At 46.9% G+C, this 26,509-nt stretch carries 31 protein-coding genes and 1 riboswitch; of the genes, 8 read left to right on the forward strand and 23 right to left on the reverse strand.

The annotated features are described in order from the left end of the window. Positions 1 to 2: 2 nt before the first annotated feature. From NSQ43_RS00190 to NSQ43_RS00250, 13 genes are all read right to left on the reverse strand, one after another. Positions 3 to 389 carry a bifunctional adenosylcobinamide kinase/adenosylcobinamide-phosphate guanylyltransferase gene (locus tag NSQ43_RS00190; RefSeq protein ID WP_339252003.1) on the reverse strand — a complete coding sequence of 129 codons (387 nt, stop codon included), beginning with the start codon at positions 387 to 389 and terminating at the stop codon, positions 3 to 5. Beyond that, positions 341 to 931: a histidine phosphatase family protein gene (locus tag NSQ43_RS00195; RefSeq protein WP_339252004.1), complete on the reverse strand. Its 591-nt coding sequence runs from the start codon at positions 929 to 931 to the stop codon at positions 341 to 343. The genes NSQ43_RS00190 and NSQ43_RS00195 overlap by 49 nt, the downstream gene beginning before the upstream one ends. Beyond that, positions 904 to 1,668, reverse strand: coding sequence for an adenosylcobinamide-GDP ribazoletransferase (gene cobS / locus NSQ43_RS00200; RefSeq protein WP_339252007.1), 765 nt, complete (start codon positions 1,666 to 1,668; stop codon positions 904 to 906). The genes NSQ43_RS00195 and cobS overlap by 28 nt, the downstream gene beginning before the upstream one ends. Beyond that, the gene (locus tag NSQ43_RS00205; protein WP_339252008.1) at positions 1,665 to 2,495 is read right to left on the reverse strand and encodes a cobyric acid synthase; all 831 of its coding nucleotides are present in this window, start codon (positions 2,493 to 2,495) and stop codon (positions 1,665 to 1,667) included. Before NSQ43_RS00205 ends, cobS begins: the two co-directional genes overlap by 4 nt. After that, positions 2,492 to 3,094: a bifunctional adenosylcobinamide kinase/adenosylcobinamide-phosphate guanylyltransferase gene (locus tag NSQ43_RS00210; protein ID WP_339254969.1), complete on the reverse strand. Its 603-nt coding sequence runs from the start codon at positions 3,092 to 3,094 to the stop codon at positions 2,492 to 2,494. The genes NSQ43_RS00205 and NSQ43_RS00210 overlap by 4 nt, the downstream gene beginning before the upstream one ends. Positions 3,095 to 3,207: 113 nt before the next feature. Beyond that, the gene (locus tag NSQ43_RS00215) at positions 3,208 to 3,609 is read right to left on the reverse strand and encodes a hypothetical protein (RefSeq protein ID WP_339252010.1); all 402 of its coding nucleotides are present in this window, start codon (positions 3,607 to 3,609) and stop codon (positions 3,208 to 3,210) included. Beyond that, on the reverse strand, positions 3,579 to 4,703 hold the full coding sequence (gene cobD, locus NSQ43_RS00220) for a threonine-phosphate decarboxylase CobD (protein WP_339252011.1): 1,125 nt from the start codon (positions 4,701 to 4,703) through the stop codon (positions 3,579 to 3,581). The genes NSQ43_RS00215 and cobD overlap by 31 nt, the downstream gene beginning before the upstream one ends. Beyond that, entirely contained in the window at positions 4,690 to 5,646 is a 957-nt protein-coding gene (gene cbiB / locus NSQ43_RS00225) for an adenosylcobinamide-phosphate synthase CbiB (RefSeq protein WP_339252014.1), read from the reverse strand. The genes cobD and cbiB overlap by 14 nt, the downstream gene beginning before the upstream one ends. After that, entirely contained in the window at positions 5,646 to 7,118 is a 1,473-nt protein-coding gene (locus NSQ43_RS00230) for an adenosylcobinamide amidohydrolase (protein ID WP_339252016.1), read from the reverse strand. Before NSQ43_RS00230 ends, cbiB begins: the two co-directional genes overlap by 1 nt. After that, positions 7,119 to 8,111 carry an iron ABC transporter permease gene (locus NSQ43_RS00235; RefSeq protein ID WP_339252018.1) on the reverse strand — a complete coding sequence of 331 codons (993 nt, stop codon included), beginning with the start codon at positions 8,109 to 8,111 and terminating at the stop codon, positions 7,119 to 7,121. After that, a complete protein-coding gene (locus NSQ43_RS00240) occupies positions 8,104 to 9,069 on the reverse strand; it encodes an ABC transporter substrate-binding protein (protein ID WP_339252020.1) in 966 nt (321 codons plus the stop codon). Before NSQ43_RS00240 ends, NSQ43_RS00235 begins: the two co-directional genes overlap by 8 nt. 126 nt (positions 9,070 to 9,195) lie before the next feature. Continuing rightward, a riboswitch (cobalamin riboswitch) is annotated at positions 9,196 to 9,387 on the reverse strand. A gap of 241 nt (positions 9,388 to 9,628) precedes the next feature. After that, positions 9,629 to 11,296: an arginine--tRNA ligase gene (argS, locus tag NSQ43_RS00245; protein ID WP_339252022.1), complete on the reverse strand. Its 1,668-nt coding sequence runs from the start codon at positions 11,294 to 11,296 to the stop codon at positions 9,629 to 9,631. Further along, positions 11,296 to 11,718, reverse strand: a complete 423-nt coding sequence (locus NSQ43_RS00250) for a DUF1934 domain-containing protein (protein WP_339252024.1) — start codon at positions 11,716 to 11,718, stop codon at positions 11,296 to 11,298. Before NSQ43_RS00250 ends, argS begins: the two co-directional genes overlap by 1 nt. 281 nt (positions 11,719 to 11,999) lie before the next feature. Between NSQ43_RS00250 and NSQ43_RS00255 the strand changes: the two genes are divergently transcribed. After that, positions 12,000 to 14,057, forward strand: a complete 2,058-nt coding sequence (locus tag NSQ43_RS00255) for a PBP1A family penicillin-binding protein (protein WP_339252026.1) — start codon at positions 12,000 to 12,002, stop codon at positions 14,055 to 14,057. Between the two features lie 380 nt (positions 14,058 to 14,437). Here the strand turns inward: NSQ43_RS00255 and NSQ43_RS00260 are convergent, their stop codons facing one another. Further along, the gene (locus NSQ43_RS00260) at positions 14,438 to 14,968 is read right to left on the reverse strand and encodes a YwhD family protein (protein ID WP_339252028.1); all 531 of its coding nucleotides are present in this window, start codon (positions 14,966 to 14,968) and stop codon (positions 14,438 to 14,440) included. A gap of 68 nt (positions 14,969 to 15,036) precedes the next feature. Between NSQ43_RS00260 and NSQ43_RS00265 the strand changes: the two genes are divergently transcribed. Then, complete coding sequence (locus NSQ43_RS00265) at positions 15,037 to 15,225, forward strand: 2-hydroxymuconate tautomerase (RefSeq protein ID WP_339252029.1); 189 nt, start codon at positions 15,037 to 15,039, stop codon at positions 15,223 to 15,225. Between the two features lie 85 nt (positions 15,226 to 15,310). Here NSQ43_RS00265 and NSQ43_RS00270 read toward each other — a convergent pair whose 3' ends face one another. Further along, entirely contained in the window at positions 15,311 to 15,823 is a 513-nt protein-coding gene (locus NSQ43_RS00270; protein ID WP_339252030.1) for a YwgA family protein, read from the reverse strand. Positions 15,824 to 15,839: 16 nt separating this feature from the next. Continuing rightward, positions 15,840 to 17,138, reverse strand: a complete 1,299-nt coding sequence (locus tag NSQ43_RS00275; protein ID WP_339252032.1) for an HD domain-containing protein — start codon at positions 17,136 to 17,138, stop codon at positions 15,840 to 15,842. A 195-nt stretch (positions 17,139 to 17,333) separates the two neighbouring features. On the opposite strand from NSQ43_RS00275, the gene NSQ43_RS00280 reads away from it, so the two are divergent. After that, entirely contained in the window at positions 17,334 to 17,969 is a 636-nt protein-coding gene (locus tag NSQ43_RS00280) for an RsfA family transcriptional regulator (protein ID WP_339252034.1), read from the forward strand. A gap of 162 nt (positions 17,970 to 18,131) precedes the next feature. Here the strand turns inward: NSQ43_RS00280 and NSQ43_RS00285 are convergent, their stop codons facing one another. After that, complete coding sequence (locus tag NSQ43_RS00285; RefSeq protein ID WP_339252036.1) at positions 18,132 to 18,965, reverse strand: lipoate--protein ligase family protein; 834 nt, start codon at positions 18,963 to 18,965, stop codon at positions 18,132 to 18,134. Positions 18,966 to 19,151: 186 nt separating this feature from the next. On the opposite strand from NSQ43_RS00285, the gene hemQ reads away from it, so the two are divergent. Beyond that, positions 19,152 to 19,901 carry a hydrogen peroxide-dependent heme synthase gene (hemQ, locus tag NSQ43_RS00290; protein WP_339252038.1) on the forward strand — a complete coding sequence of 250 codons (750 nt, stop codon included), beginning with the start codon at positions 19,152 to 19,154 and terminating at the stop codon, positions 19,899 to 19,901. A 191-nt stretch (positions 19,902 to 20,092) separates the two neighbouring features. Here the strand turns inward: hemQ and NSQ43_RS00295 are convergent, their stop codons facing one another. After that, positions 20,093 to 20,947 carry an aminopeptidase gene (locus tag NSQ43_RS00295; RefSeq protein WP_339252040.1) on the reverse strand — a complete coding sequence of 285 codons (855 nt, stop codon included), beginning with the start codon at positions 20,945 to 20,947 and terminating at the stop codon, positions 20,093 to 20,095. A gap of 169 nt (positions 20,948 to 21,116) precedes the next feature. Between NSQ43_RS00295 and NSQ43_RS00300 the strand changes: the two genes are divergently transcribed. Beyond that, positions 21,117 to 21,500 carry a spore coat protein GerQ gene (locus NSQ43_RS00300; RefSeq protein WP_339252042.1) on the forward strand — a complete coding sequence of 128 codons (384 nt, stop codon included), beginning with the start codon at positions 21,117 to 21,119 and terminating at the stop codon, positions 21,498 to 21,500. 125 nt (positions 21,501 to 21,625) lie between these two features. On the opposite strand, the gene NSQ43_RS00305 is transcribed toward NSQ43_RS00300, so the two are convergent. From NSQ43_RS00305 to NSQ43_RS00325, 5 genes are all read right to left on the reverse strand, one after another. Then, a complete protein-coding gene (locus NSQ43_RS00305; protein WP_339252044.1) occupies positions 21,626 to 22,006 on the reverse strand; it encodes a DUF423 domain-containing protein in 381 nt (126 codons plus the stop codon). A 70-nt stretch (positions 22,007 to 22,076) separates the two neighbouring features. Next, a complete protein-coding gene (locus NSQ43_RS00310; protein WP_339252046.1) occupies positions 22,077 to 22,352 on the reverse strand; it encodes a YwdI family protein in 276 nt (91 codons plus the stop codon). After that, complete coding sequence (locus tag NSQ43_RS00315) at positions 22,349 to 22,525, reverse strand: uracil-DNA glycosylase (RefSeq protein WP_339252048.1); 177 nt, start codon at positions 22,523 to 22,525, stop codon at positions 22,349 to 22,351. The genes NSQ43_RS00310 and NSQ43_RS00315 overlap by 4 nt, the downstream gene beginning before the upstream one ends. A gap of 31 nt (positions 22,526 to 22,556) precedes the next feature. Then, positions 22,557 to 23,255, reverse strand: coding sequence for a uracil-DNA glycosylase (locus tag NSQ43_RS00320; RefSeq protein WP_339252049.1), 699 nt, complete (start codon positions 23,253 to 23,255; stop codon positions 22,557 to 22,559). 5 nt (positions 23,256 to 23,260) lie between these two features. Further along, positions 23,261 to 24,037, reverse strand: coding sequence for a DUF4230 domain-containing protein (locus NSQ43_RS00325; protein WP_339252050.1), 777 nt, complete (start codon positions 24,035 to 24,037; stop codon positions 23,261 to 23,263). Between the two features lie 197 nt (positions 24,038 to 24,234). On the opposite strand from NSQ43_RS00325, the gene thiD reads away from it, so the two are divergent. The 3 genes from thiD to bshB2 all read left to right on the forward strand — a co-directional run bounded on the left by thiD (position 24,235) and on the right by bshB2 (position 26,388). Next, on the forward strand, positions 24,235 to 25,068 hold the full coding sequence (gene thiD / locus NSQ43_RS00330) for a bifunctional hydroxymethylpyrimidine kinase/phosphomethylpyrimidine kinase (protein ID WP_339252053.1): 834 nt from the start codon (positions 24,235 to 24,237) through the stop codon (positions 25,066 to 25,068). A gap of 254 nt (positions 25,069 to 25,322) precedes the next feature. After that, complete coding sequence (locus NSQ43_RS00335) at positions 25,323 to 25,673, forward strand: YojF family protein (RefSeq protein ID WP_339252055.1); 351 nt, start codon at positions 25,323 to 25,325, stop codon at positions 25,671 to 25,673. 31 nt (positions 25,674 to 25,704) lie between these two features. Beyond that, positions 25,705 to 26,388, forward strand: a complete 684-nt coding sequence (gene bshB2, locus NSQ43_RS00340) for a bacillithiol biosynthesis deacetylase BshB2 (RefSeq protein WP_339252057.1) — start codon at positions 25,705 to 25,707, stop codon at positions 26,386 to 26,388. Positions 26,389 to 26,509 lie beyond the last annotated feature (121 nt).

Consider the following 26,509-nt stretch of genomic DNA (forward strand, 5'->3'; position numbering starts at 1 on the left):
CTTCAGTTTTTCTTCAATGTTTGTGGCAACCCGTACCAAATTCTCGTCACTTCATCCGCTTGCGCAATCAACTTCTGATAGAGCCGCCCGCATGTGTCGCGCAATGCCCGCTGACGCGCATCCATCGGCACGATTCCCCGTCCGATATCCGTTAAGATGAAAATGACCTCTTTGTCTTCGACAGACTTCAAAATGAATTCCACTGCATCCACTTCGGGCAATTCTGTCTGCGCAAGCCACTGCTCGATTCGGTCGATGACAATTAGCCTATCCGACGGAATCTCCAACTCATCTACGGAACAATCGACCCAATAATGCGGAGCGTTTTCAAGCATCCTTTTTACAAATGCCTTTTTGCCGTTATGGGCACCTCCGATAATGACTCGCATCGCCCGCCCTCCTTCAAATCGTCGTACGTTTCCCACTCGAACTTCCATGCCGATCCATGAGGGATGTCCCATGACCAGAAATCGCGGGAATCCGGTGAAAACTTGGTCATCGCAATGCGGATCGGACCTCCATGTGTTAGGATGACGGCGCCATTTGGCATTTCGGCAAGGGCTTCAAGCACTCGCCGCTCCACGGCGGACATGCTTTCCCCGCCCCGTGGTGCGCATGTTTCCATATCATCCAACCAATTGCGATAGTCCTTATCCATTTCAAGGTCGGCATATGTTTTCCCTTCAAAATCCCCAAAATTGCATTCACGAAATCTTGCATCTGAATGGTAGATGGCATTTGGAAACAGCAATGTTGCAGTTTCCTGGGCACGAAGCAGATCACTTCCATGCACAATTTCTGGCATTGATAGGTTCCAAGACACAACTGAGGCCTTTTCAATCGGTTCATCCGTCCAACCGATATATTTTTGCTCGCGATTCCCTATTGTCGGCAAATGACGAATCAAATACAAATGATGATTGCGAGCCATAACAACGCCTCCATCCCTTCGATGAATGCCCCGCAAAGGTCACCCGATACACCACCGAAATTCTTTAACGACCATCTTCTGAATAAAAACAGTCCCATTAGTAAAACAAAGCCAAGTATTAGAGGTATAACGATTGTGTGAAGCGATAAACCAAGTCCCGTTAAAGTGGCTGCGGCTAAAAAAAGAGACCAGCCAAGTAGCTTCCCTTTCATGAGCTTATCCATGAAAAAATGGGCAATTCCCTTTTCCTTTGCGGGGCGTGTCGTTGTAAAGTAAATGTTCATCCCTGCACGCGATAGGAGTGGAACAGCAAGGAAGAATGGCAGCCATTCCGTTTGAATCAGCAATAGCTCATGGAATAATGCTGTTTTCACGAGAATGAGCAATACGAGTGACATTGTCCCGAACGCGCCGATACGCGGGTCGTCCAAGATTTCAAGCCGCTTTTCCCGGTCGCGATACGAAAAAAACGCGTCACCTGTATCCGCGAATCCATCGAGGTGCAGACCTCCCGTCAGTGCGATGCCGGTCAGAACAATGAAAACCGATGCAAGCAACGGCCCAGTTCCGATTGCATCTGTGAATAAAACCGCAACGCCGACCATGGCAAGCCCGATCAACCCACCGATGATCGGTAGCGCGATATACATCCGCGTCACGTCTTTCCTCTCCATCGGCAGCTCTTTACGGATCGGAATTGACGTAAAAAACTGGAGCACGAGTAAAAGCCCGTTCATTGGCCAGCCTCCTTGATGACCGAAAGCACATACGGCCAATCGATATGCGCCTTCACATGCTTCGCCCACTCGTCGTAAATGTCGATTCCGGTTGGCGCATTTTGTTGCGGGCGATCGGCGTCCTCCTCTTCAATCCCGTGGTTCATCATATGGGGAATGATTCCGGCGACGCGAATGCCGGTATAGGTTTCGATAAAATCAATGCCTTCCTTGAACAGAGTGACATCCCCGTGGAATTTATTAATAAGGATTCCTTTCACCCGTGCCCGATGCTTAGGTTCCATCAACTGAAGAGTGCCGACGATTGAAGCGATCGCGCCACCGCGGTCGATATCTGCAACGAGAAAAACAGGTACATCCGCCATATCGGCGACTCGCATATTGACGATTTCTCTGTCATTCAAATTCACTTCCGCCGGGCTTCCTGCGCCTTCAATCACGACAACGTCGAAGTTTTTCGAGAGATAGTCGAGGGATGAACGGATGGCGTCGATAGCTTTAGTGAAAAACTGCTCGCGATAGGCGAATCCATCGATTGCGTTGAATGCTTCCCCGAAGAATCGGACGTCGGATTTCATTCCGCCGACCGGTTTGATCAGGATTGGATTCATCTCGATGATAGGCGTGGTGCGCGCCGCCTCAGCTTGCAAGTATTGTGCCCGGCTCATCTCTTCGCCGTTTACTGCTTTTGCGGAAAATCGCGACATGTTCTGTGATTTGAATGGGGCGACCCGCATGCCTTCGTCTGAAAACAGCCTGCATAACGCGGTGCAGATCATCGTTTTTCCGACGTCCGAAGCTGTTCCCATCACCATGATTCCGTTCATCGTACCGCCACCTTCCCCTCACATTTCCAGTACTGCGGCAGGCCGCAATCCATTTCGATGGCATCGTCACTTAAGGCAACGAGTTTTTGATGCAGATTGCCGATCCATTCGCTGTATTTCCTCGTTTCATCGTATGCGGATGGAAATTCGTCAAGGACTTCGTTTGAAACGATGATAAGATGAGCTGAGTTTTTGCGGATCTCATCTACGGTTTCGAGCATTTGCTTTGCCTTTTTTTCCATGCATCCGCCCATTTGGATACAAAATTTGCCGTTATGTTCGGTGTACAATTCATTCGCAAGCCAAGTTGTAAGGCAGTCCCAAAGGACGAAATCGTTTTGATGGATGAAAGGCAGTGTCTCGAACAGGTTAGCCGGTTGCTCGATTGTAGTCCATGCTTGTTCTGCGCGATCCTGTTGATGCTTTTCAATTCGTTTTTTCATTTCATTATCGACCGGGCGGCCTGATGCGATGTAGATGAGTCTGCCTTTTGCGGTGATTGCTTCCTTGACGAGCATGGCTTCCGCGTATGCACTCTTCCCGCTTCGAACACCGCCGCTTATGAATGTCAGTTTTCCGCTCATGATTTGGACCACCATTCTGTTAGTTTTATAATGTTCGTTGAGCGCGGATTCACGTTCTTGAGCGCGGATCCACTTTCTTGAGCGCGGTTCCTCGTTCTTGAGCGCGGTTCCTCGTTCTTGAGCGCGAATCACACTTTCTTGAGCGCGGATCCACGTTCTTGAGCGCGGATCACACTTTCTTGAGCGCGGATCCACTTTCTTGAGCGCGGTTCCACTTTCTTGAGCGCGGATCCACGTTCTTGAGCGCGGTTCCACTTTCTTGAGCGCGGTTCCTCGTTCTTGAGCGCGGTTCCTCGTTCTTGAGCGCGGATCACCGTTCTTGAGCGCGGATTCACGTTCTTGAGCGCGGATCCACATTCTTGAGCGCGGATCCACATTCTTGAGCGCGGATCACCGTTCTTGAGCGCGGTTCCAATTTCTTGAGCGCGGATCACCGTTCTTGAGCGCGAATCACACGTTCTTGAGCGCGAGGGGCCGATTTCAGGTGCAAATGGTTTTCTTATGGGCGATATAGCTCGTTTTTGAACCACTTTGCGAGATTGCTTCGTAGTTTTTCCATTTCCTCACTGCTTTTCATGCCGATTCGTAGATAGTGGCCGTCCATGCCGCGGAAGTTTTCGGTGTGGCGGAGGACGATGCTTCGCCTGAGCATGTCGGTGTAAAGTTTTCCGGCGTTTGACGGCTTGAATACAAGGAAGTTGGTTTCTGAATTAATTACTGTGCATCCATGCTGTTTTAGGAAGTCTGTCATTTTCCTTCTTTCCTCATTCGCGTGGCGGATTGCCTCATTTCGATACTCTTCCTGTTCGAGGCACACGGCACCGATTGCGGACGCGATTCCGTTGACATTCCAATGTGGCAGCTGTTCTTTCAATTCGGCGATCACTTCCGGTTGCGCCACCGCGTATCCGAGTCGGATGCCAGGGATGGCGTACATTTTCGTCATTGAGCGGACGATGATGACGTGCGGAAAATCGTTCATCAGAGGGATGAATGATTTGTTTTCGTCTATGAAGTCGATGAATGCTTCGTCAAGGACGACTTCGCATCCGATCTTGCCTGCTTTATGTATGATTGATAGTAAATCCGCGCGGTCCGGTAGGATGCCTGTCGGATTATTTGGTGTGCATAAATACAAGACGGATGCAGATGGGATTGCACCCAAAATTGCTTCGACCGGCAACTTGAATCCGTCTTCTTCCGACGAAACGATCCGGATAATTTCCACTCCCCTACCTTGCAACGTCGCTTCATATTCTGAAAATGTCGGATGGACGACGATTGCTTGCTTCCCCCGATACCGCTCTGCGATGAGCGATAGTAACTCCGCCGCACCGTTTCCAGCGACAACCGACGAAACGGGTATGCCATGATAGTTCGCAACTTCGGATAAAAACGGTTCGCCGGATGGGTCGGGATAGGCGATTAATCGGGAGATGAGGTGTGGCCAAAGCTTAAGGACCGCGGGCGGAGGTCCCGCGGGATTGCAGTTTTCACTGAAATCCAGTATTGCTGCTGGAATTTCCAAGCCAAGTTTTTCATAGACGTGGCGGGGATTTGCTCCGTGGGCTGGTAATTGGCTCGTATTCATCCAAGGTTCTAGTTCACCTTCAGGCAATTGCATAAAAGATCACTCCAATAATGGTACAGATTATCCAAAATGCAAACGAGGCTGTGTGCATTTGCTCGATTGTGGATTTGATATGTGCTGCTTTCAACGGATCTTGTCCTATCCCGATTTCCGGTCGTTCGGATACAACACCTCGATATGTACTCTTCCCTCCCAATGTGATGCCTAATTGCCATGCGGTTGCAGCTTCCAAAAATCCGCTGTTCGGACTTGGATGTCTTCGGGCGTCTTTGCTCCAACCACTTAGGCGTCTCCTGAGTGGGAGTCCACTTTCATTACGGGATGACAGCAAGATGAGCAATCCGGTAATCCTTGCGGGGATGAAGTTCAAGACGTCATCCGCAATTGCGGAAAACTTGCCGAATTCACGGTACCGCTCGTCTTTATAGCCGATCATTGAATCGAGGGTGTTGACAGCTTTATACATCCATAATCCTGGTGCTCCGAAAAGAAATGCCCAAAATAATGGCGCTGTCACACCGTCGGATGTGTTTTCGGATACAGTTTCGATTGCGCCCCGTGCAATATCGGGTTCTTTTAATCTATCCGTGTCACGGCCGACGATCCAGCTCAGCTTTGTCCTTGCTTCGGCCATGTCCCCTGCTTTAAGCGGTTCGTACACTTCGAGTGCAGCATCCCGCAGACTTTTTTGGGCGAGGCCAATCGCAATTAGAATTGCTTCGACGACGACCCCGAAAACGATATGTAGTTGGTAGGCGATACTGATGATGGCAATTGCGATCGCTGTTACGATGGAAACAGTGATGAGCAGCATTCCCGCGCCTTTTAGTACGCGGGCGCGACCTTTGTTCAGGACCGTGGTGAGTTTCGAGATGAATGTGCCGATCCATCGCACAGGATGCGGCCAGTTCGGGGGATCCCCGATGGCGCGGTCAAGGACGAACCCTAACGCGATTGCAACTAAGTGGGCTTGCATTAAAAGGTCCATCCTTTCGCTTTTTTATAGGCTTTGATCGCCCGTTTGGTGCAGTCGTAGACGCCATGCCCGATCAGTTTGCCAAGGGGGGTAATCGGTCCCGCATATGGCAGGTGTTGGCCTTTTTGCGTTGCTGCGATGAGCAGGCTGTCGGTTGACGTTCCTGTTGCAATTGTGTCTGTCAGCGGGTCTTTGATGTCTTCGGTATGTAGCGCTTTCGTTTTTGCCTCGGTTGCAGTGATCATCGCTTGGATGAACGCTTCATCGGGTAGATGACCGTTGACGATGACCCAAGTGTTGATGGTGCCGATTCGCTGTTCCCGGTCGCGTGTTAACGCTTCCGATACATCGACGGCGTTGCCAACTCCGGCTGTCACCATGATGAGGACGGTGCCGAAATCTCCCTTGTATTCCCCGATTTCAGCGTGTTCGGTAGTGACGGCGGTCATCATGCCGACCGTATCGGTGAGATGGTAGCCACGTTGCTCGAGATAATCCGCCATTTCCGCTTTGACGTCGTTGGCGTTGTAGTTGGCGTCGACGTGGCGGTTGACGAATGCGCGGTACCAGCCTAACCCGGGGTTCGTGACCGCGGATGAGATTGTTTTCAACGGCTGATCCACTTTTAATGAAACATGATCGGACGAGACGGTGAAATGCTGTTTATCGACAGTGAACGGTTTTTCTTCCTCCATTGTATCAGGCAGAAGCGTCATCTGTGGCTTTGGTAGTTCAGGGTGCGGCTGTGTTTTTACGCGAGCATTATAGACTGTGCCGATTATCGTTTCTTGGATGACATCTTTTGGATCACCGATTGTCGCAATCCTGCCTTTTTCCATGAGAAGCAATCGATCGCAATAGAGGGATGCAAGATTGATGTCGTGGAAAACGGAGACGACGGTGACGCCTTTTTCGATTGCGTGTTTACGGATTGTGTCCAATAGTTGTTGCTGGTGGGCAATATCGAGATGGTTCGTCGGTTCGTCCAACAGGAGGATTGGGGCTTCTTGCGCGAGTGCTTGTGCGACGAAAACGCGCTGTTGCTCGCCTCCCGAAAGAAGCTCAATCGGTGTGTCTTTGTAACGGGTGACGCCTGTATAGTCCATTGCCTTTGTCACGGCGCTTTCATCATCACTCGACCAGGACGAGAAAAGTCCGGATTGATGCGGGTATCTTCCAAGAGCGACGGTGTCTTTTACCGTATGGGAAAAGGCATGCGCATGTAGTTGCGGCAGGACCGCTACTTTTCTTGCGAATTGCTTTTGGGAATAAACTGCGGCATCCTGCCCGTCTATTTCGACAGTTCCTTCTTGTTTCGGTAAGATTCCGGAAATGATTTTCAGGAGTGTCGATTTCCCGCTGCCATTTGGTCCAAGAATGCCTATTACTTCCCCTTTATTCACAGAGAATGAGATGTTTTTTACGATCGGCTCTTTGCCGTAGCCACCTGTAAGGTTGTTGACTTTCAGCATTTACATGGCCCCTTTCCTTCTCTGTCTGTAAAAGATGTACGCGAACACCGGTGCACCGATGAATGCGGTAATGACGCCAACCGGCAATTCCGTTGGCGAGATGATTGTTCTTGCGATCAGGTCACAGATGATGAGCAAGGATGCGCCGTTCATGAATGATAATGTGAGCAGATGCCGGTGGTCCGAACCCCACATGAGGCGCGTCATATGTGGAACGACTAATCCGACGAAGCCGATTGTTCCTGAAACGGCGACTGCGGAGCCGGTTAAGATGGAGCCTCCAAGGAGAATCATGAGTTTCCGACGTTTGACGTTGACGCCAAGGTGATGGGCGCGTTCTTCCCCGAATAGCATCGCATTCAATTCCCTACGGTTGAGCCAAAGGATGAAGGAGCCGATGACGACGAACGGCAGCACCATCAAAATATAATTCCATCCTCGCATCGAAACGCTGCCAAGGAGCCAACTGATGATTTGTCGGAGTTCTTCGCCAGTAAGAGCGATCATAAGCGATAGGACCGAGCCTAAAAATGAGCCGAAGATGATTCCGGTTAGAATGATTGTTTCCATTTTCATTGAGCGGTCGACAAGCTTTGCGAAGCTGATGACAAGGAACATTGTCACGGCTGCGCCCGCCATGCTGAATACTGGAAGTGTATATGTGCCTAAAATGGGAATCGTTAAACCGAAAAAGAGTGTCACAACAGCACCAACAGAGGCACCGGACGACACTCCGAGGGTGTATGGATCTGCGAGCGGATTTTTCAACAATCCTTGGAAGGCGGCTCCCGAAATTGCGAGCGCTGCACCGACTAAACCGGCTAAGATGACGCGCGGCATGCGGATTTTCCATAGTATATTTGAAGCTGTTGTATCCGATGAGTCCCAAAATGTATGAATCGGAATTTTAACGGTTCCAATTGAAACACCGAGCCATACCGCCACGATAAGTGTGGCGGCGGACACGATGTAGGCGATTAGTGCTTTATTCACCAAAAACCTCTGGGTAAATCGCCTTCGCTACTTCTTCCAATCCTTCTGCAAGGCGTGGACCAGTGCGGCTTGTTTTGTTTTCATCGACTTGAACTACTGCGTCTTCCTTAACTGCTGTGATGTCCGCGAAGCCGGCACGGTTTTTCACGCTTTCTACGATATCCGGAACGTAGCTGTACATGACAAGGATTACGTCAGGGTTTTGATTGACGATTTCTTCCGGGCTGATCATGACCCATCCTTCTTCTGTAACTACGTTTTCAGCACTGATCATCTCAAGGATTTCTTGCATGAATGTGTTTTTACCAGGTGCGTAGATTTCAGGCGCATCGGATGTTTCGATGAAGACACGCTTCATGTTCTTCGCTTTGACTTTGTCTGTTTTCGCGATGATTTCTGCCACTTTCGCTTTCATGTCTGAAATGATTTTTTCAGCTTCTGCAACTTTGTTTGTTGCCTGGCCGATTGTCTCGATCGTCGAATACGTTTCGTCGAAATTCGTCGCGTTCTTAACAACAAACACTGTAATACCCGCATCACGGATTTGTTGGAGCCCTTCAGACCCGATGCTAAGGCCAGATTCATGTGCAAAAACAACATCAGGGTTCATTGCCACGATTTTCTCAACGTTGAACTCCATACCGCCGATTTTCTCTTTTTCAAGAGCTTCAGCAGGGTAGTCATCGTAATCGTTAACTCCGATGATTTCTTCGTTAAGACCGAGCGCGAAAAGGATTTCCGTGTTGCTTGGCGTCATCGATACGATTGTTTCAGGTGCTTTATCAAATGTAATTTCATTACCGACTGCATCCGTCAATGTAAGCGGGAATGCTTCTTTTGCAACATCGTTTTGTGTTGTTTTTGGTGTGTCGTCTTTCTTCGCATTATCCGTGCCGCATGCTGATAACAGGAACGTTGCAAGGATTGCTGTCAGCCATAGTTGCCAAAACTTTTTCATTCTCTTTTCCTCCTGTTTGTTCCAAATAAAAATCCCCCGTTTTGTGGACGGAGGAATGTGCTTAGTAAAAATACGGGCGTAGGAAAAAATTGACGCGCCGATTTCCACCAAACCTATCCTCGTAGGGTACGGGTGACTCATGAAGGCAGGTCTCCTGGCTCGTGCATCAAACGTATTGCCTGCGCCTTCCCGGAAGTTTTTCCAGTGGCGTTGTTGCGGCAAGACTAGCACATACAGTGGCGGGACCGCGCCGGCATTGACCGGCTTCCCTTTTAACCCCGGCGTTGACGGCGGGGCACCTTCATGTTTGGTTATGTAATTTTGGTATGAGGTTAATTATACTATAGATTTTTTTGTTGTCGAGGGGGGCGTGGTTGGCGTTTATGCGTGATTGTGGGGATTTATGCGTGAGTTCGGGATTTTATGCTTCATTTCGGGGATTTATGCGTGAGTAAAGGGATTTATGCGTGTCTAATCCGATTTATGAGTGTCTGCGGATTTATGCGTGTTATAAGAGAAAACGCACTTCCGCGGTAGTGGCGGAGGTGCGTTTTGGATGTTACATTCTTTCTGGTGCGGATACGCCGATTAGTTTTAGCGCGTTTGCGATCGTTGTGCGTGTTGCTGTTATTAGAGATAGGCGTGCTTCTGATAGATTGCGGTTTTCAGGGTCCAACACTTTTTCCGCATTGTAGAAGCTATGGAATTCAGCAGCCAACTCTTGGATGTAGATTGTGATCCGGTGCGGAGCGCGCATTCTTGCTGCGTCGCTTACTACACGCGGGAAGTCGCCGATTTTCTTTAAAAGCGAAGATTCTTTTTCGGATTGCAATAAATTCAAATGCTCCGTTGAAGCTGAAAGTTTTGATTCATCCGCTTGGCGCAGGATCGAAGAAATCCGTGCATGCGCATATTGCGCGTAGTATACAGGGTTTTCATTCGATTGCGAAATGGCTAAGTCCAAGTCGAAGTCCATTTGTGAATCGCCGGAACGCATCGCGAAGAAATAACGGACTGCGTCGAGACCTACGTCTTCAACAAGTTCGCGCAATGTGACGGCTTTCCCCGTCCGCTTGCTCATTTTGAACTTTTCGCCGTCTTTGTAGAGTTGCACCATTTGCGCAACTTCCACTTCGAGTGTGTCACGATTGTAGCCTAACGCTTCGATCGCCGCTTTCATACGCGGGATGTAACCGTGGTGGTCGGCACCCCAAATGTTGATGAGCTTGTCGAAACCGCGGCGAAGCTTGTCTTCGTGATACGCGATATCCGGCGTCAAGTACGTATATGTGCCGTCATTTTTGATAAGTACACGGTCTTTATCATCCCCGAAAGTTGTAGAGCGGAACCATGTCGCACCGTCTTCTTCGTAAACATGGCCGTTCGCGCGTAATTTATCGAGCGCGATGCCGATTTTGCCATCTGTATATAGGGAAGTTTCAGAGAACCAGTTATCGAAGCGTACACGGAAATTCTCAAGGTCTTGCTTCAATTTCGCCAATTCGAAGTTAAGTCCGTACTCTCTGAAGAATTCCTGACGTTCCTTTTCTGATGTGTTTACATATTTATCACCGAATTCTTCCGCCAATTGCTTGCCGATCTCAATGATGTCTTGGCCACGGTAGCCGTCTTCCGGCATTTCTTTTTCGAGACCCAAAGCCTCGAAGTACCGCGCCTCTACTGATAAGGCCAAGTTATTCACTTGATTGCCCGCGTCATTGATGTAGTACTCCCTTGATACATCGAAACCTGCGAAATCAAGGATATTGCATAATGAATCCCCGATGGACGCACCTCGTGCATGGCCAAGATGCAGGTCACCTGTTGGATTAGCAGAGACGAATTCTACTTGCACTTTCTCATTTTTGCCGTAAGTGGAGCGGCCGTAGTCTTCCCCTTGGGAAAGAACCGCCGTAACGACTTCACCTAAAGTATCGCTTTTCAGCTTAATGTTGATGAAACCCGGACCTGCGATTTCGACAGATTGGATAGCTGTTTTGGATATGTCCAGTTTTTCAAGTATTGCTTCAGCAATTGCACGTGGCGGCTTTTTCGCAATTTTCGTCAATTGCATCGCGATGTTTGTTGCATAATCTCCGTTCTCTTTATTTTTTGGTGTTTCAAGGATGACGTCCGGCATTTCAGCGCTATCGGCTAAAGCTGAAGCGGCTACCGCCTCGCGAAATGCTTCTTTGATTTCATGTTGGATTTTTTCAACTGCGTTCATTATTTTCCCTCCGTGTAGTGAATCGTCATTTCATGTATGCCAAGAAGTGCGTCTTCTGCATGCAATTCGTAATGTGCCGTGAATCTGTTTTCCGTCACTTCAAGTTTCGTCGTTTTTACAAATAAGTCAAACGTCGCTGGACCCGCGCCATATGTACCCGGCCGAATCTCTCCAACTGTGAATGGCAGACGCATTTGAACTGCACCTGTTCTCATGATCAAAGCATCCGGCTTATCCAATTTAACAGTCGTCCTCACTTGTTGACCGTCCGTATTCTCTTCAAATTGCAAATACGTTTTACCTGCTTTTTCAATCAAAATACCTGAAGCTGTCAGTTCATGGTTATCCGCAGTTTGGCCATCGTGCCGGATTGAAGATTGAAGTTGGACCCTTACGTTTCGTCCTTCGCTATTTGATTTCACACGTGCACCGCCCTTAAGGTTCAAAATATCTATTCATTATATCGTTTTTCCCTCTAGTTATCCAATGGCAAAAGCGGAAGGTGGCGTTTAGCGGCGACAGGCATAAGGCGGATCTGCCATACGGCGCTTTTTGCCGTGCAGCAGAGCTGACTTATGACCCAAGCAGCTGCCACTTGAAGCTAAATGAGCTGATGATTATATCATTTTCTCCTGTTTTTTCAGTTTAATCTTCTTCTTCCTGTTGCATACTGACTGGAAAGAACGGTGGGAGAAGGGATTGCATGAAAAGAGTAGAGTATATAAAGAAGAAAAAGAGACGAGTATTTTTACGACGTTTTGCTATGCTTGCGATTACAGCGGTGACGGCGTTTTTCACTATGTTTTTATGTCTTCGTCTATACGCACAAATTACAGGCGCTCCTTCTTTAAGCGTCCCTAAAGCGAGTGTGTTTTTGGATAAGAACGGACGGCAAATTGGCGATAAATTTTCCGAAGAACGGCGGTATTGGGTTGATATTGATGAGATTTCCCCGTTTTTAATCGATGCCGTAATTGCAACGGAAGATCGGAATTTCTACAATCACAACGGGTTTGATTATAAACGGATTGCTGGAGCAATTTTAAAAGATATTAAAAAGATGCGAAAAGCGGAAGGTGCGAGCTCCATCACCCAGCAGTATGCCCGTAATTTATTTTTAACATTTGAAAAATCATGGACCCGTAAGATTAAAGAGGCTTTGTATGCGTATCGGCTTGAAACATTCTATGAGAAAGATGTCATTTTGGAAGGCTATTTAAATACGGTTTACTTCGGTCATGGCATGTATGGTGTTGAGGCTGCAAGTCGGTATTATTTCGCGAAGTCTGCGAAGGATTTGACGCTTGAGGAATCAGCGGTCATTACGGCAATCGCAAAAGGGCCATCAATCTACTCTCCACGTGATAATCCGGAGCGATCGCGGGAACGGCAATTGCTGATCCTTTCGCTGATGAAGAATCAAGGGTTCATCACTGAACAGCAAAGGGACCGTGCGGCGGACATTGACATTACGCTTAGGACGGATGACTGGGCCGATATGAAGCGGATCGCCCCATACTTCCTTGATGAAGTTTGGAAGGAAGCAGAGCAGATTTTGAGCAAAAAAGGACGCTATCCAGCTGAAGGCGGTTGGACAATCCGGACGACCCTTGACCCGCATCATCAGAAGACAGCCGAGGAATACATCGCGAAATATATGCCTGACAGTGAGCTACAGGTTGGATTTATGTCGATTGAGACCGAGACTGGGGCCATCACATCGTTAGTCGGGGGTGTGAATTATTCGGAAAGCCCATTCAACAGGGTGACGCAAGCGAAACGGCAGCCCGGTTCTGCGATGAAACCGATATTATATGCCGCGGCGCTTGAGGACGGTTACAACCCGTTGACATTCAAATCGACGGAACGGACTGTTTTCACTTATGATGAAGGACGCTCCACTTATGAACCGAAAAACGTAAATGGAAAATTCGCTGGCCATCCGATTTCCCTTGCCCAGGCACTTGCCATTTCGGATAATATTTATGCCGTAAAAACGCTTGAGGATATCGGATATAAGAAATTCAATAAAATGGCGGAGCGCCTCGGGATAAACGTCAAATTCCAAGAATCCCCTGCCGTCGCATTAGGGACAACCGAGGTTTCATTGTTGGACATGACTAATGCTTACAACAGAATCGCTTCAGGTGGATTGCAAGTCGAACCTACAACGATTTTATCCATTACGGATTCGAATGGAAAAACGGTATATGAACAGCCGAAGAAGAGTACGAAGCGCGTCATCACCGAACAGGATGCATTTGTACTTACCCACTTACTGACAGGCATGTTCGACCCCGTTTTCAATGATTATTCCGTTGCAACCGGTCTCTCCATGCGGTCTAAGCAAAGCAGACCTTACGCTGCAAAATCGGGCACTACTATTTCAGATCAATACCTTATTGGGTTCACCCCGTCTCTCACTGCCGGAATTTGGACCGGATATGATGTTGGGCAACAACTGACGGACCTGCAGGATAAAGCAGCTTCCAAGAAAATTTGGATCGACTTCATGGAGACGGTGCATGCCGGAAAAGCACCCGAGCCATTCATCCCACCGAAAGGCGTTAGCAGTATAAAAGTCGATATCGAAACGGGCGGCATCGCGGTCAACGAATGTCCGAAACAGCGTCTAATGTACTTGAAGGAGAAAGACATGCCACAGAAACTTTGTACGGACAAGAATTTACGTGAACAGAATAACGGTGAGGATAGTGAATCAGGAACTTTTGAGCTGTTTCCGTTTTCGTTTTTTGAATGAGAAGTTTTTGTAGATTAATGAGAACTCTCCGGCTGGGAACGAGAACTCTTTGCCAAATAACGAGAACTCCCCTGCCGGGAACGAGAACTCTTTGACAATAAACGAGAACTCACTTTGCGCAAACGCGCCCCGGCACTTCATTAACAATCAAAAAAGCTTTGCCTTCCGAAGTTCATCGGAGAGGCAAAGCTTTTTTACCGTCGAATGCAGTCTGTCTTCTGATGGACCATTGCTTGGGTTGGTAATGAACCAGCATTTGACAGAATTTACAAATTCCGGTTGTCCTAGCTTACAAGTGCAAGCTGTAGTTTCAGTGTACTTCCTTTTGAACTTACATTCAACCTTGGAAGCTACTGTACAGGGCAAATTTCACAGTTTGTTCATAATTCGGGTGAATCTACGCCTAAATCGATGTGTAATTTCGGTTCGCTTCTGTCCCACATCTCTTTATTATGGCTCGATAGAAAATCGGAAAGAATCTTTTTCGACTTATCATCCATGAAGTCGACCATAATATGCCGCTTCATTGACTTATCCATTCTATTGACGTGGTCAGCAAGAATCTTATATCCTCTGCGTTTCTCCTTGTTAACGACCATTTCACAGGCAGTGACTCCGGCATAATATGGACCCTCTTCCTTGAAGTCGATCGTGACCCAGACGAGCCAGTATGGTTTGCCGCCTTCGGAATCTTCGCGGTTCGTCGTGAACTTGACACCGCGTTCCGTGTCACTGCGAGCATGCATCGCACCAATTTCAATCCGCGCCTCTTCTTCTTCGATGTCGACGATTACCGGTGAGACGTTTTCGAGTGACAGTGATCCGATTCCGAACCCTTTATGTCCATCGGTTGGATCATCTTTTATAATCGTAAATCCTATTTTCGATTTTGGTTTTTGCTCATTCGTCATTTCTATAACCCCTCCCATTCTGCTATTATATACACTATACCCAAATTTGAGCGAAAGGGGGAAATAGTATGCCATATGTAACTGTGAAAATGTTAGAGGGCCGTACGGAAGAGCAGAAGCGCGAACTGTGCGAGAAAGTGACTGCGGTTGTTGCAGAAACGACAGGTGCTCCTGCGGAGAAGGTTGTAGTTTTTATTGAGGAAATGCCGAAAAACCATTATGCGATGGGCGGTAAACGTTTAAGTGATGTTGAGTGATGGAGCGATGCGAGAACTTGATTCTCACATCGTTTTTTTGTTGGTTGATTCAATTAAAAAAATCCCCTCGGAAAAGGGGATTCCACTACTGCACGACTGCCGAACATGTTGGGAGTTCAGCGATGAATGCGAAGGCGTCGATCATTTCGTCTTCGCTGAAGTTTAATTTATTCTTCACGATATGCACTTTGGCGATTTGCTCGTCCTTTGGGAGGTAATCAAAATAGAGCAAGGTGGAAACCAGTTCAAGAAATCTTGAGCTTTTTCCGTTCAGTCTGTTGAGGAGATCGCCTAAACTTGCGTGTGGCGACTCCGCCATTTCGACGAAACGCTCGCCTTCTTCCGTTACATTATAGCTATATTGGACATAAGAACCTTTATCTTCACATCTTTCTGCGAGGAAGCCCATTTCGCAAAGCTCCTCGACTCGGAGCGTCAACTCCTCCGAATATGGTCCGTACATATGCAGTTCATATTTTTCAGCAAAAGGGAAATCCATCTTTTTGGCGATGTAGATCATCTTTTGCAACTTTTTCCTTCCGTTCACTTCATTTGCCATGGCAATGAATTGCACGATCTTGGCATGTTCTTGCAACAAGCCACTTCACTCCTTCCTACCCTCTTAACATCCGTAAAATTTTATCGTATAAAGGGTTTTCATCCCTTTTTGCAGCCAACAGATCCTCGGGAAAATAAATTTTATGGTCGGTTCTTCGTTTACCTGATATCGCATCGACAATTTCTGACGAACGGGATAACTCTCTCAGCTCCCCGTTTGGCATCTGCAAGTAAATTGGCACGCGTTCATTTTCTTCCCCAGGACGATAGAAATCATACGGGAGATCTGAAGATGAATCTGTGACAAGATAATATTCAGGATTCAGGCCTGCTTCTTTGAATAGCTTTTCAAGTTCGCCGATTTTCCGGTATTCCGTTGCAGGGTCGAATTCGGCGTATTGAAATAGACGGCGATTCAGGAAGCGATCGCAAAGATCTGCCAAGATTTCGTCTTCTTCATTGCGCCACCATTGGAAATAGGTCATCAGCACACCTTCATCCAACGATATGTACTCTTCAAGCCCGAATGTCCGATCGAAAAACGATCTGAATTGGACAGGCTCGTAAGTAAACTGGTAACCGCTGCTATGTAGATGTCGTGCGCGATGCAGGATTTTGATCAAGATGACCTCTGCACTACGCGAAACTGGGTGGAAGTAGACTTGCCAATACATTTGGTAGCGGCTCATTATATAGTCTTCCACCGCGTGCATTCCACTAAACTTAATAACTACTTGCTCCTCGGCCGGACGCATGACTCGAAGTATTCGCTCCATGTCGAAATGACCGTAGGATACGCCTGTGTAATAGGCGTCCCGCTGCAAATAATCCATTCTGTCTGCGTCAATTTGGCTTGAAATGAGGCTGACGACAAGCTTGTCCGGATAAGTCTTTCCGATGACGTCTGCAATTTGTTGAGGAAAGTCCGGTGAGACGCGGCGAAGGACTTCATTCACTTCCGTGTCTCCTGTCAGGATATCTTGCGTGAACTTCTCATGGTCAAGAGCGAATACCTTTTCAAACGCATGGGAAAACGGGCCATGTCCGAGGTCATGCAACAAGGCTGCGCAAAGTGTCAGTAATCGTTCTTCGGCATTCCATTCCTTCTGCCCGCTAAAACCGTCATCAATGATCCGCCTCACAATTTCATAGACGCCTAACGAGTGTTGAAAACGGCTGTGCTCCGCCCCGTGGAAGACGAGGTAGGTCGTCCCTAACTGCCGAATCCTGCGAAGCCGCTGGAATTCCCGCGTGCCGATAACGTCCCAAATAACTTTGTCGCGCACATGGATATACCGGTGGACCGGATCCTTGAATACTTTCTCTTCGAAAAGCTTTTCATTTTTATAGTCCAATTTTCATCCACCTCCACCGATGCTTTTCTTAAGTATATCAAAAACTTAATAAGGTGGAAGATGAGAAAAGGACGGTTTTCTTATAAAGAGCTTTATATTTTTTGGAAAGTGTTCCAGTTTGAATGAATAAAAGGATTCAACACTGTCCACACTGACCGTAAGTAAGAGACTATGAACATGGCAGGAGGCAAGGAGATGGTGAAAGTTAGACAGGATGCTTGGCTCGAGGAAAATGATATTTTATTAGCCGAGACGGTTTTGCGGCATGTCCGGGAAGGCAGTACACAACTAAGCGCATTCGAAGAAGTGGGCGATGCCCTTAATAGGACAGCAGCCGCTTGCGGATTCAGATGGAATGCAGTCGTTCGCCGCGATTACGAGAAAGAGTTAGCTGAGGCGAAAAAGGAACGAAAACAGGCAATGCGCGTGTTAGGCGCTGATTTCAAGCGTCGCAGCCAACAGCTATATAGCCCTTTGACAGGGGATGATCAGGAGGAGCGGACACCTGTCCCACTATCCGCTTTATCCCTTGATACCGTGATTGCTTATTTAATTCGTTTACATCATAGCGGCGGAGGCGACTCTGAATCACTCAGATGGAAGCAGACTGCCAAAATCGCAAATGATAAAGTCGAAACTCTTCAAAAAGAGATTGAAAAGCTTCAACAGGAGAATAAAACCTTGAGAAGCGACTACGAACAGTTCGTGCAGATTATGAACCGTGCCCGTAGATTAGTTACTTTGGATGATGACACCGAGCGTACCGCCCCAGTCTTCACGATGGAGCGCAATGGCAATCTCGTATCAAAAGAACCGCCGATCAATCACTGATCTGGCGGTTTTTTTGGGAGTCGCGGATGCGTTTATGCGTGAGTCCGCGGGTTTATGCGTGAATCCTGCGATTTATGCGTGAGTCCGCGGGTTTATGCGTGTATCCTGCGATTTATGCGTGAGTCCGCGGGTTTATGCGGATTTCGCGTGATTTATGCGTTTTTAACCTTTTGCAAGCATTTTTTGATTTCGATCGACGACGCGATTCAAGTAGAACAGATAGAGTTCCATTTCTTCCGGTGTTAGGCCGGTCATTTGAATTTCTTCTGTTGATAGTGCTTGGAGCAGTAGCTGGACGCGGATGTTGACGTCGCTGACAGTTAGTTGTTGTCCTAACAGTTCCGACAAGGATGCCATTACTTCCGGCTGAATTTTTGGATAGGTGAATTTCGTCTGCTCACCCCGCAGGCCGTTTTCATATAAATCGCGTATTAGTTCTGCACGCTTGGCGCCGCTCCCTTCCACGCATAAATACACTTGGACAGCGACGCCTTGCCGAAGTCTTCTTTGGGATATCCCGGCGAACTTGCGGCCGCCAATGCTTAAGTCATACGTGCCAGGACAATAGGAGCCGACAATTTCATAGGCTTCTATTTGGTCTGCTGCTTCCGGAAACAGCATCTGGACAAAGCTGAGCATTGATTCATAACCTTCCGGAATATCGATGGAACCGTCTTGTTCGGATAGAATAATTGAGATATTGAGTACGCCTTCGTCAAGTACAACTGCAAGACCGCCGGAATTACGAACAATTGTTTTATAACCCGCTTCGTGTAGGGACGGCAATGCGTCGTCAATATGTGGCAAACGTTGATCCTGAATTCCAAGGACGATTGTTTCGTCATGCACCCACGTACGGACTGTCGGTACGGTCAATTTTTGGCCGACGAGATGGCAGAGCGTGTCATCCATTGCGAAGGATTCAAGGGCTGAGCGATTTATTGCAATCATCGATTCGTCGATGAAGCGCCATTTTGGTAATAGTAAATTGGACATTTCATTGTCTCCTATAGTTGTTAAATCGTTTTTTTCCGCTATAAGCATACACCAGATTAGGCTTGCGGAACAGCTATACACTTCTTGTCGATTATGTGAAGTCGACAGCTCAGAATCATGTTTTTGTTTCTCTTGTGTTAGACTATGGGGAGAAGTAAATCAACGTATAAAGGAGTTTGAATTCATATGAACGAAGCAGCGATTACACTCGATGGCTGGTATGTATTACATGATTTCCGCACGATGGATTGGGCATCTTGGAAGTTGATTTCGAAAGAGGAGCGTCAGGAAGCGGTTGATGAATTCATCGCTTATTTGGATAAGTTACAGCAAGCCGATGAGAATAAAACCGGCAGCCATGCATTTTACACGGTTGTTGGGCAAAAAGCAGATTTCATGTTGATGACGTTGCGTCCAACGATTGACGAATTGCAGGAGCTCGAAGCGGAATTCAATAAGTTGACGATTGCAGACTATACGATTCCAGCGTATTCGTATGTGTCCGTTGTGGAATTGTCTAACTATCTTGCAGGCGAGTCCGATGAAGATCCGTACCAAAATCCGTATGTGCGCGGACGTTTGTATCCGGAATTGCCACGTAGCCAGTACATTTGCTTCTATCCGATGGACAAGAAGCGCGATGGCGAGGATAACTGGTATATGCTCAGCATGGATCAGCGTAAGGCTTTGATGCGTAGTCATGGTATGATTGGCCGCGGCTATGCGGGTAAAGTGAAGCAGATCATTTCGGGTTCTGTCGGTTTTGATGATTTCGAATGGGGCGTTACGCTGTTTTCGGATGATGTGCTGCAGTTCAAGAAGTTGGTTTATGAGATGCGTTTTGATGAAGTGAGTGCGCGTTACGGCGTGTTCGGTTCGTTCTTCATCGGGACAATCTTGGAAGACGATAAAAAAGCTGCATTTTTTAATGTTTGATTAAATGAGTAAGGAGCCGCCAATACTGGGGCTCCTTTTAGTATGTTACTTCAATACGAAAAGTCCATAAAACGTCTCAAAAACGCATAAATCTGCCGAATAGTCCATAAACGCCTACAAAAACGCATAATTCTACCTAAAAGTCCATAAACGCTCGCAATCACGCATAAAACGCGATTCTAAAAAAGTTCTTATTCCTTTAGCCAGTTGATAACATCCTCTTTCAAGTCATTTCCATTCCAAAACGTTAAAGCTGCTTCTTCACCGAGGCGATCTACTAGATGTTCGACGTAATCTGTCCCTAATAAATAACCAATACGGTTTCGTCCGAAATAGGAGCCGCCGGAAAGTCGGAACCACTCTTTTTCCTTCGCCATATCCCATTCCCCTGTTGTGGCATCATCTAAAAACCGCCGCTTCACTGCGGATTTATTTTCCTCATAACACTTTACCCAAGGTTCACCTTCGTCATCATACGTAAAGTAGATCGGTTCCGATAGACCCGGGACAGTCTGTTTGGACAAATAGGTTGCGGCGCCTTCTGTGAAAAGAGTCGTTAAGCCATGCATCCAATCGACTGTTGACCAATCCATGCCTTGACGCGAGGCAATCGAAAAATGGGTGACATGTCCGATTTCGTGAGAGGCAATAACCTTTAAGTGATCTTGTTCTGCTGATAATTTTTCGACGGCAAAATAGATTTCCCTTTTATTGTCCCTTGTCACGAATGCGTTGGAGCCGAATGTGCCGACAAGTAATTTATAGCTCATCTCAACGTCAAGATCGTATTTCTTTTGATAGACCGCCGTCATTTCTTGAAGAATTGCGGGCAGGCTGTCTGAAATGGAATGGATGTCATCAAGTTTTTCATTATATTTGTTGAGTGCCTCTTTCAGGCGTTCCTCTGTTCTTGGGCAATGAATTGGAAAATATTTTGAATAGAGCGCTTCATTTTGATTCAAATAAGCTTCTAAGTCGGCAAGTGTTTTATCTTCACCCACTCCCCAAAAATCAATAAAACTTGGTATGTTATTTTCAATTCGCATGTAAATCCCCCCTTTTCTTCATTATACATCTTTCTGTGGTAAGGATTGGAAGGTTTTTTGGTCATGAATGAAAGGAGTAAAGCATATGGTTTACCGAGGGGGTTATGCTGTGGCCTGTACAAAATTGTCCACAAGTTTAATCCAATTTCAAAATTGAAAGGATGAAAAAATGGTCCAATACTATTGGAATCCCGGATTTCAGCAGCAACTTCCACAGTTTCAGCCGCAATTTCAACAGCCGAATCAATTTCCAAGCGGCACTCCGCCGCAGGCGACACTCCCAAACAATGGAAGGCCGCCTTTTGTCGAGCAATCGTATATAGAGAACATTCTTCGACTGAATAGAGGCAAGCCCGGCGTTTTCCACTTCTCGTTCGAGCATGCAGTCGAAGCAGGAAAAAACACCCTGGCAATCCCCGGAATAGTTGAAGCAGCCGGTCGTGATCACGTCATTTTAAGCACAGCTAGTGGCAAACGCTACTTGATGCCAATGATTTATTTTGACTATGCGGAGTTTAATGAAGAACTGAACTATTTCAATCAACAGACTTGACCACTAAAAAAAGGTCTTCCGCTGCCCTCACAGCAATGGAAGACTTTTTTTATTTTCAAGCCGCCACGATTAAAAGAAAAACGGTCTGAAGATTGTATGCTCTTCAAACCGCTTCATAATCATTATCATTTTCCAAATTTGATGGCAGCGATGATTAACATGATCCATCCTACGATGAATGCAACGCCGCCGATCGGGGTAATGGCTCCTAAGATGCCGATACCGGATAGGCTGAGGACGTATAGGCTGCCAGAGAAGATGATGATGCCGGCCAATAGCAAGTAGCCTGCCCATGTCAGTTGAGTGGACGGGCCCAATAATGACTGGCTCATAAGAATACCGACTACAAGAAGGCCGATTGCGTGAAACATTTGATATTGGACAGCCGTTTCCCAGATCGCGAGATAATGTTCAGATAGTTTTTCTTTTAATGCATGAGCGCCGAATGCACCGAACGCCACGGCAAGTGCCGCGTTAACAGCACCAGCAATGATGAAAAATGGCATATTGTTTTCCTACTTTCTATCAAATAGATAATTCTGCTCCATCTCTTATCATAGCTGTTTTTCGTTTTAATTAAAAATCAAAGATCGAGCCGCCATTCGCGTCTTCCTCGTCTAAATGCTTCGCTTCCAATGATGAAAGTAATGGCTTATGGGAGATGGCCATTGTTCGTGGGGTGATGATTGGTTCATCTTTAGGCGGGCGCTCAGTAGTAGCCCCTCCTAAAACGACTTGACATAGGGCCCTTACCGCAGATAACGCTTCACGGACAGTTTGGTCGTCTTTTGCAGATTTTGCGTAACTGAGCTGCCGTTCCATTTCCTCAATGATTCGTTCGTTCGTGATCATTGTTTTGCAACCCCTTTCTTCGGTTCATATTTTAAGCATTCCATTCCGGATGATCGCTTGACGACGATGGATGGGAGTTCGCGTGTTTTAAACCCGTACGCTTTGCAGCCGCGAGGGCTTTTCGGATCCCAAGTGACAAAAAAGTATTGGCATTGAAAACAATTCCCCGCCATTCGACCAACCTCTTTCACTTTACTGTACCACTCAAATCGATGAGTTAAAACTTCCAACTGTCTTGCACCAATCCACCGGTTTTTCATCCCACTGTTTCAAGATCTGATTCGCCTTGGAATACGGCTTGCTGCCGAAAAATCCACGCCTAACACTGAGCGGACTTGGGTGAACGGATTCGATAATTGCATTTCGTGTTACGTCAATCAGCTTCTTTTTCTCTTGCGCAGGTCGCCCCCAAAGGATGAAAACAACCGGCTTTTCACGAACCGATAGTTTTCGGATCACTTCGTCGGTAAACAGATGCCAGCCGCTTTTTCGGTGGGAGTGCGCCTCCCCTTCCCTTACCGTCAAAATGGTGTTGAGCATGAGTACGCCTTGTTCGGCCCAACCGGTAAGGGTTCCCGTTTCCGGAATGGTACAACCGATGTCACTCTGCAATTCCTTGAACATATTCCGAAGACTTGGCGGGATTTTGACAGTAGGCTTGACCGAGAAACTGAGTCCGTGGGCTTGATTAGGTCCGTGATATGGGTCCTGTCCCAATATAACGACTTTCACGTCTTTGAACGGCGTCAACTTGAATGCCGTCCACATATCTTCAACCGGAGGATACACGGAGTAGTTCGTATATTCTTCTTTTAGGAAATCGCGAAGCAGCAAGTAATACGGCTTCCGGAATTCCTCCTCAAGGATTTCATCCCAATCGTTGCCGAATCTCTCCATAGTCATGTTGTTCACTCCTTGAATTCGATTGTCACGTCGTATCCTGCGAATGAAAACATTTCCTTCAACGTCTTTTCGGCATTGAATTCTGCTGTTTTCAACACACCTTGGCCGGTCGCTTCCTCAAGGATGAGCGTCTTCGCTTCAGCAGCGAGTTCATAGGCTTCATCGATATTAGCCTTCGAACGGAAAACCCCTTCGTACGAATAAACTTCGACTTCATCAAAATAGATTTCAGCGCCGCCCAAAAATGTTGCAGGAGGCAAAAATAGTTTCGCAGTCTTATTCTTCTCATCTATAATTACATCTTTTTCGGCTAATTTGGACATGTCGATACCAGCTTTAACGGAGCCAGGAATGACAACAAGGAGCTGCCGCTTTGTACCTGGCAAATTCATCCCGATGCTTTGTCCAAACAACTGGTTGTCCTGACGCTCGACGATGACTTTCGTATAGGCTTCTGCGGTCGCCATTTCATTCAGATCCATTATCTGTTCAAGGAAAACGCCTTTCTGTTCCGTAAATGTGCTCCCTTGCTTCAAGAAATGAAAAGCAACAAAAGGTACGGCGATGACGACTAAAAGGAGAATGACTGCAAGTAAGATCATTGACCGTTTCCAACCGAACAAAAGCATTTTGGTTACTCGCCATAAACTGACACTAGATTTGGTTCTCAGTTTCGTTTTCCTGCCAAGCGTCTCTTCCACTGTCACTGCACTTTCGGCTTCGGCTGCCTTAAGTTCATTTAATAGCCTTTCAATCTCTAACAGTTTCTTCTTATCTTCCATACCCTCACTCCCCTTCTTTCGACCACTTTATCTATTAAGTTGTACGTATAGCCTATCGAAAAGTTCCCAAGCAAACAATAGATAGACTGGAATAAGTTCGTAATCCGACTTTACTCGCCAATCTCCGACAATTGTATTTATTCTTTATTTTGATTACTATAAAGGATGGATGTTAGCGAATAGGAGGATATACAACCATGACTATGAAGAAGACACTTACAATTGCAGGATCCGATACGTCAGGTGGCGCGGGAATTCAGGCCGACCTTAAAACATTCCAAGAACACGGGACGTATGGCATGACTGCTTTGACAGTCGTCGTGACGATGGACCCCGATAATAATTGGAGCCACGGAGTTTACTCACTTCCAATCGACGTTCTGAAGGCGCAGCTTAAGACAGCACTTTCTACAGGAATTGACGCGATAAAAACAGGAATGCTGAGCACGGAGGAAGTCATAAAAACAGCTGGGGATGCGATTGCTGAATCCGGGCTTGACCATGTCGTAATCGACCCGGTAATGGTTTGTAAAGGTGAAGATGAAGTTTTGAATCCAGGAACAGTTGACGCAATGGTGGAGTTTTTGCTACCGAAAGCTGAGATCGTAACACCGAACTTGTTCGAAGCAGGACAACTTGCAAGCATGAAAACACCGTCCACGATCGAGCAAATGAAATCCGTCGCTGAAAAGATCCATTCTTTAGGCGCTCGCAATGTCGTGATTAAAGGCGGAAAGCAGCTTCAGCATGATAAAGCTGCGGACCTTTTCTACGACGGCAAGACGTTCACATTGCTTGAAGCTGAAAAGACAGAAACTCACTATAATCACGGCGCTGGCTGCACATTTGCAGCTGCAATCACAGCAAATCTCGCGAACGGTCTTGATGTGCGTGAAGCTGTCATAGAAGCGAAGAAATTCGTCACTGCCGCAATTGCAAACGGTTGGAAGTTGAATGAATACGTCGGTCCGGTGATGCACGGAGCAAAGAATCGCGTAGGTGCCCCGGAAATTACAGCTACAGAGATTTAATTGTATTGAAGTCGGAGGAAGAAACCCTTCCCTCCGACTTTTTTAATGAGGCTTCATCCAGCTACAGGCGGCAGCCTCTCGGGTCACTTCGGTCTTTAAAGAAAAGGCAAAGAACGCCTTTTTTTCAAGCCCTCCAGTGCCTGTCGAGGCTATACGCCGCCCTCCGCTTTTGTAATAAGCACCTAAAATGCATTACCCTACTCTTTTCTATATACTGAAACTATCCGTATTTTTGTAAAAAGGAGGATGAATTAATGGAAATCGTGAAACCTGATCATTTACAGGAACTACTTGATACATTTGCGAATAAAGACGTCTATATCCATTTGGAAACGACGAATGGTGCATATGCTTCCCATTTCAAAGAAGGATTCTTCAACGCTGGGGCTTTTATTCGTAATGTCGTTGTCAAATACGAGCTTGGCAAAGTGGCAGGAGAATCTCCGCATCGCGTTGGTTTAAAACTTCCTTCTGGATGGATTTACGCGCAAGGCATTACCCACTATACAGTCGACGAGCATAACCGACTTCTCATGTGTGGACTCGATCCCGATGGAAAGCTTGCAGTTGCTCTCGAAATAAGCGAAACACCGTTTACATATTAAACTATCGCCGTAACGAACAGGAGGCTTTTCGATGATACAAGAAGAACGCCATGTACTTGTCATTTTCCCGCACCCGGATGACGAAGCTTTCGGCGTGTCGGGCACGATTTCTACGTATATTGAGATGGGGGTTCCCGTCACCTATGCATGCCTGACCCTCGGTGAAATGGGACGGAATCTTGGCAACCCGCCATTTGCAAACCGTGAGACATTACCGCAAATCCGTAAGAAGGAATTATTAAATGCTGCGGCTTCAATGGGGTTAACCGACCTACGGATGATGGGATTACGTGATAAGACGATTGAATTCGAGGATGATGAAAAAATGATCCAGCTTGTCACCGATTTAATCGAGGATACAAATCCATCCGTCATCATTTCATTCTATCCCGGACTGTCGGTTCACCCAGACCATGACGCAACTGGACGTGCAGTGGTCCGCGCAGTAAGAAGAATGCCGGAATCCGAGCGCCCGAAACTGTATACGATCGCTTTTGCGAATAATACAGCCGAAGTCCTTGGAGAACCAGACATTATCCATAATGTCGAAGGAGCGGCTCAGAAGAAGCTCAATACGCTGAACTCACACGCCTCACAAACAGTTTGGATGATGCGGGATTTGGAAAAGCGATTGGCTGAAAAAGATCCCGATGCCCTAAAATGGCTGCACACTGAACGATTTTTCACTTATAATTGGGATAAGGATTTTGAATGAAAATGGAATTTCCCCAAGCTCCGAGATAATCGGGGCTTTTCTTTTAGCTACACTAAGAAACTGAAAAGTTCAACTTCACTATGCGATATTTACAAATTACCTTCAACCATTTATTATGTAT

The sequence above is a fragment of the Sporosarcina sp. FSL W8-0480 genome (assembly GCF_037963765.1).
In the GTDB taxonomy this organism is placed as follows: Bacteria; Bacillota; Bacilli; order Bacillales_A; family Planococcaceae; genus Sporosarcina.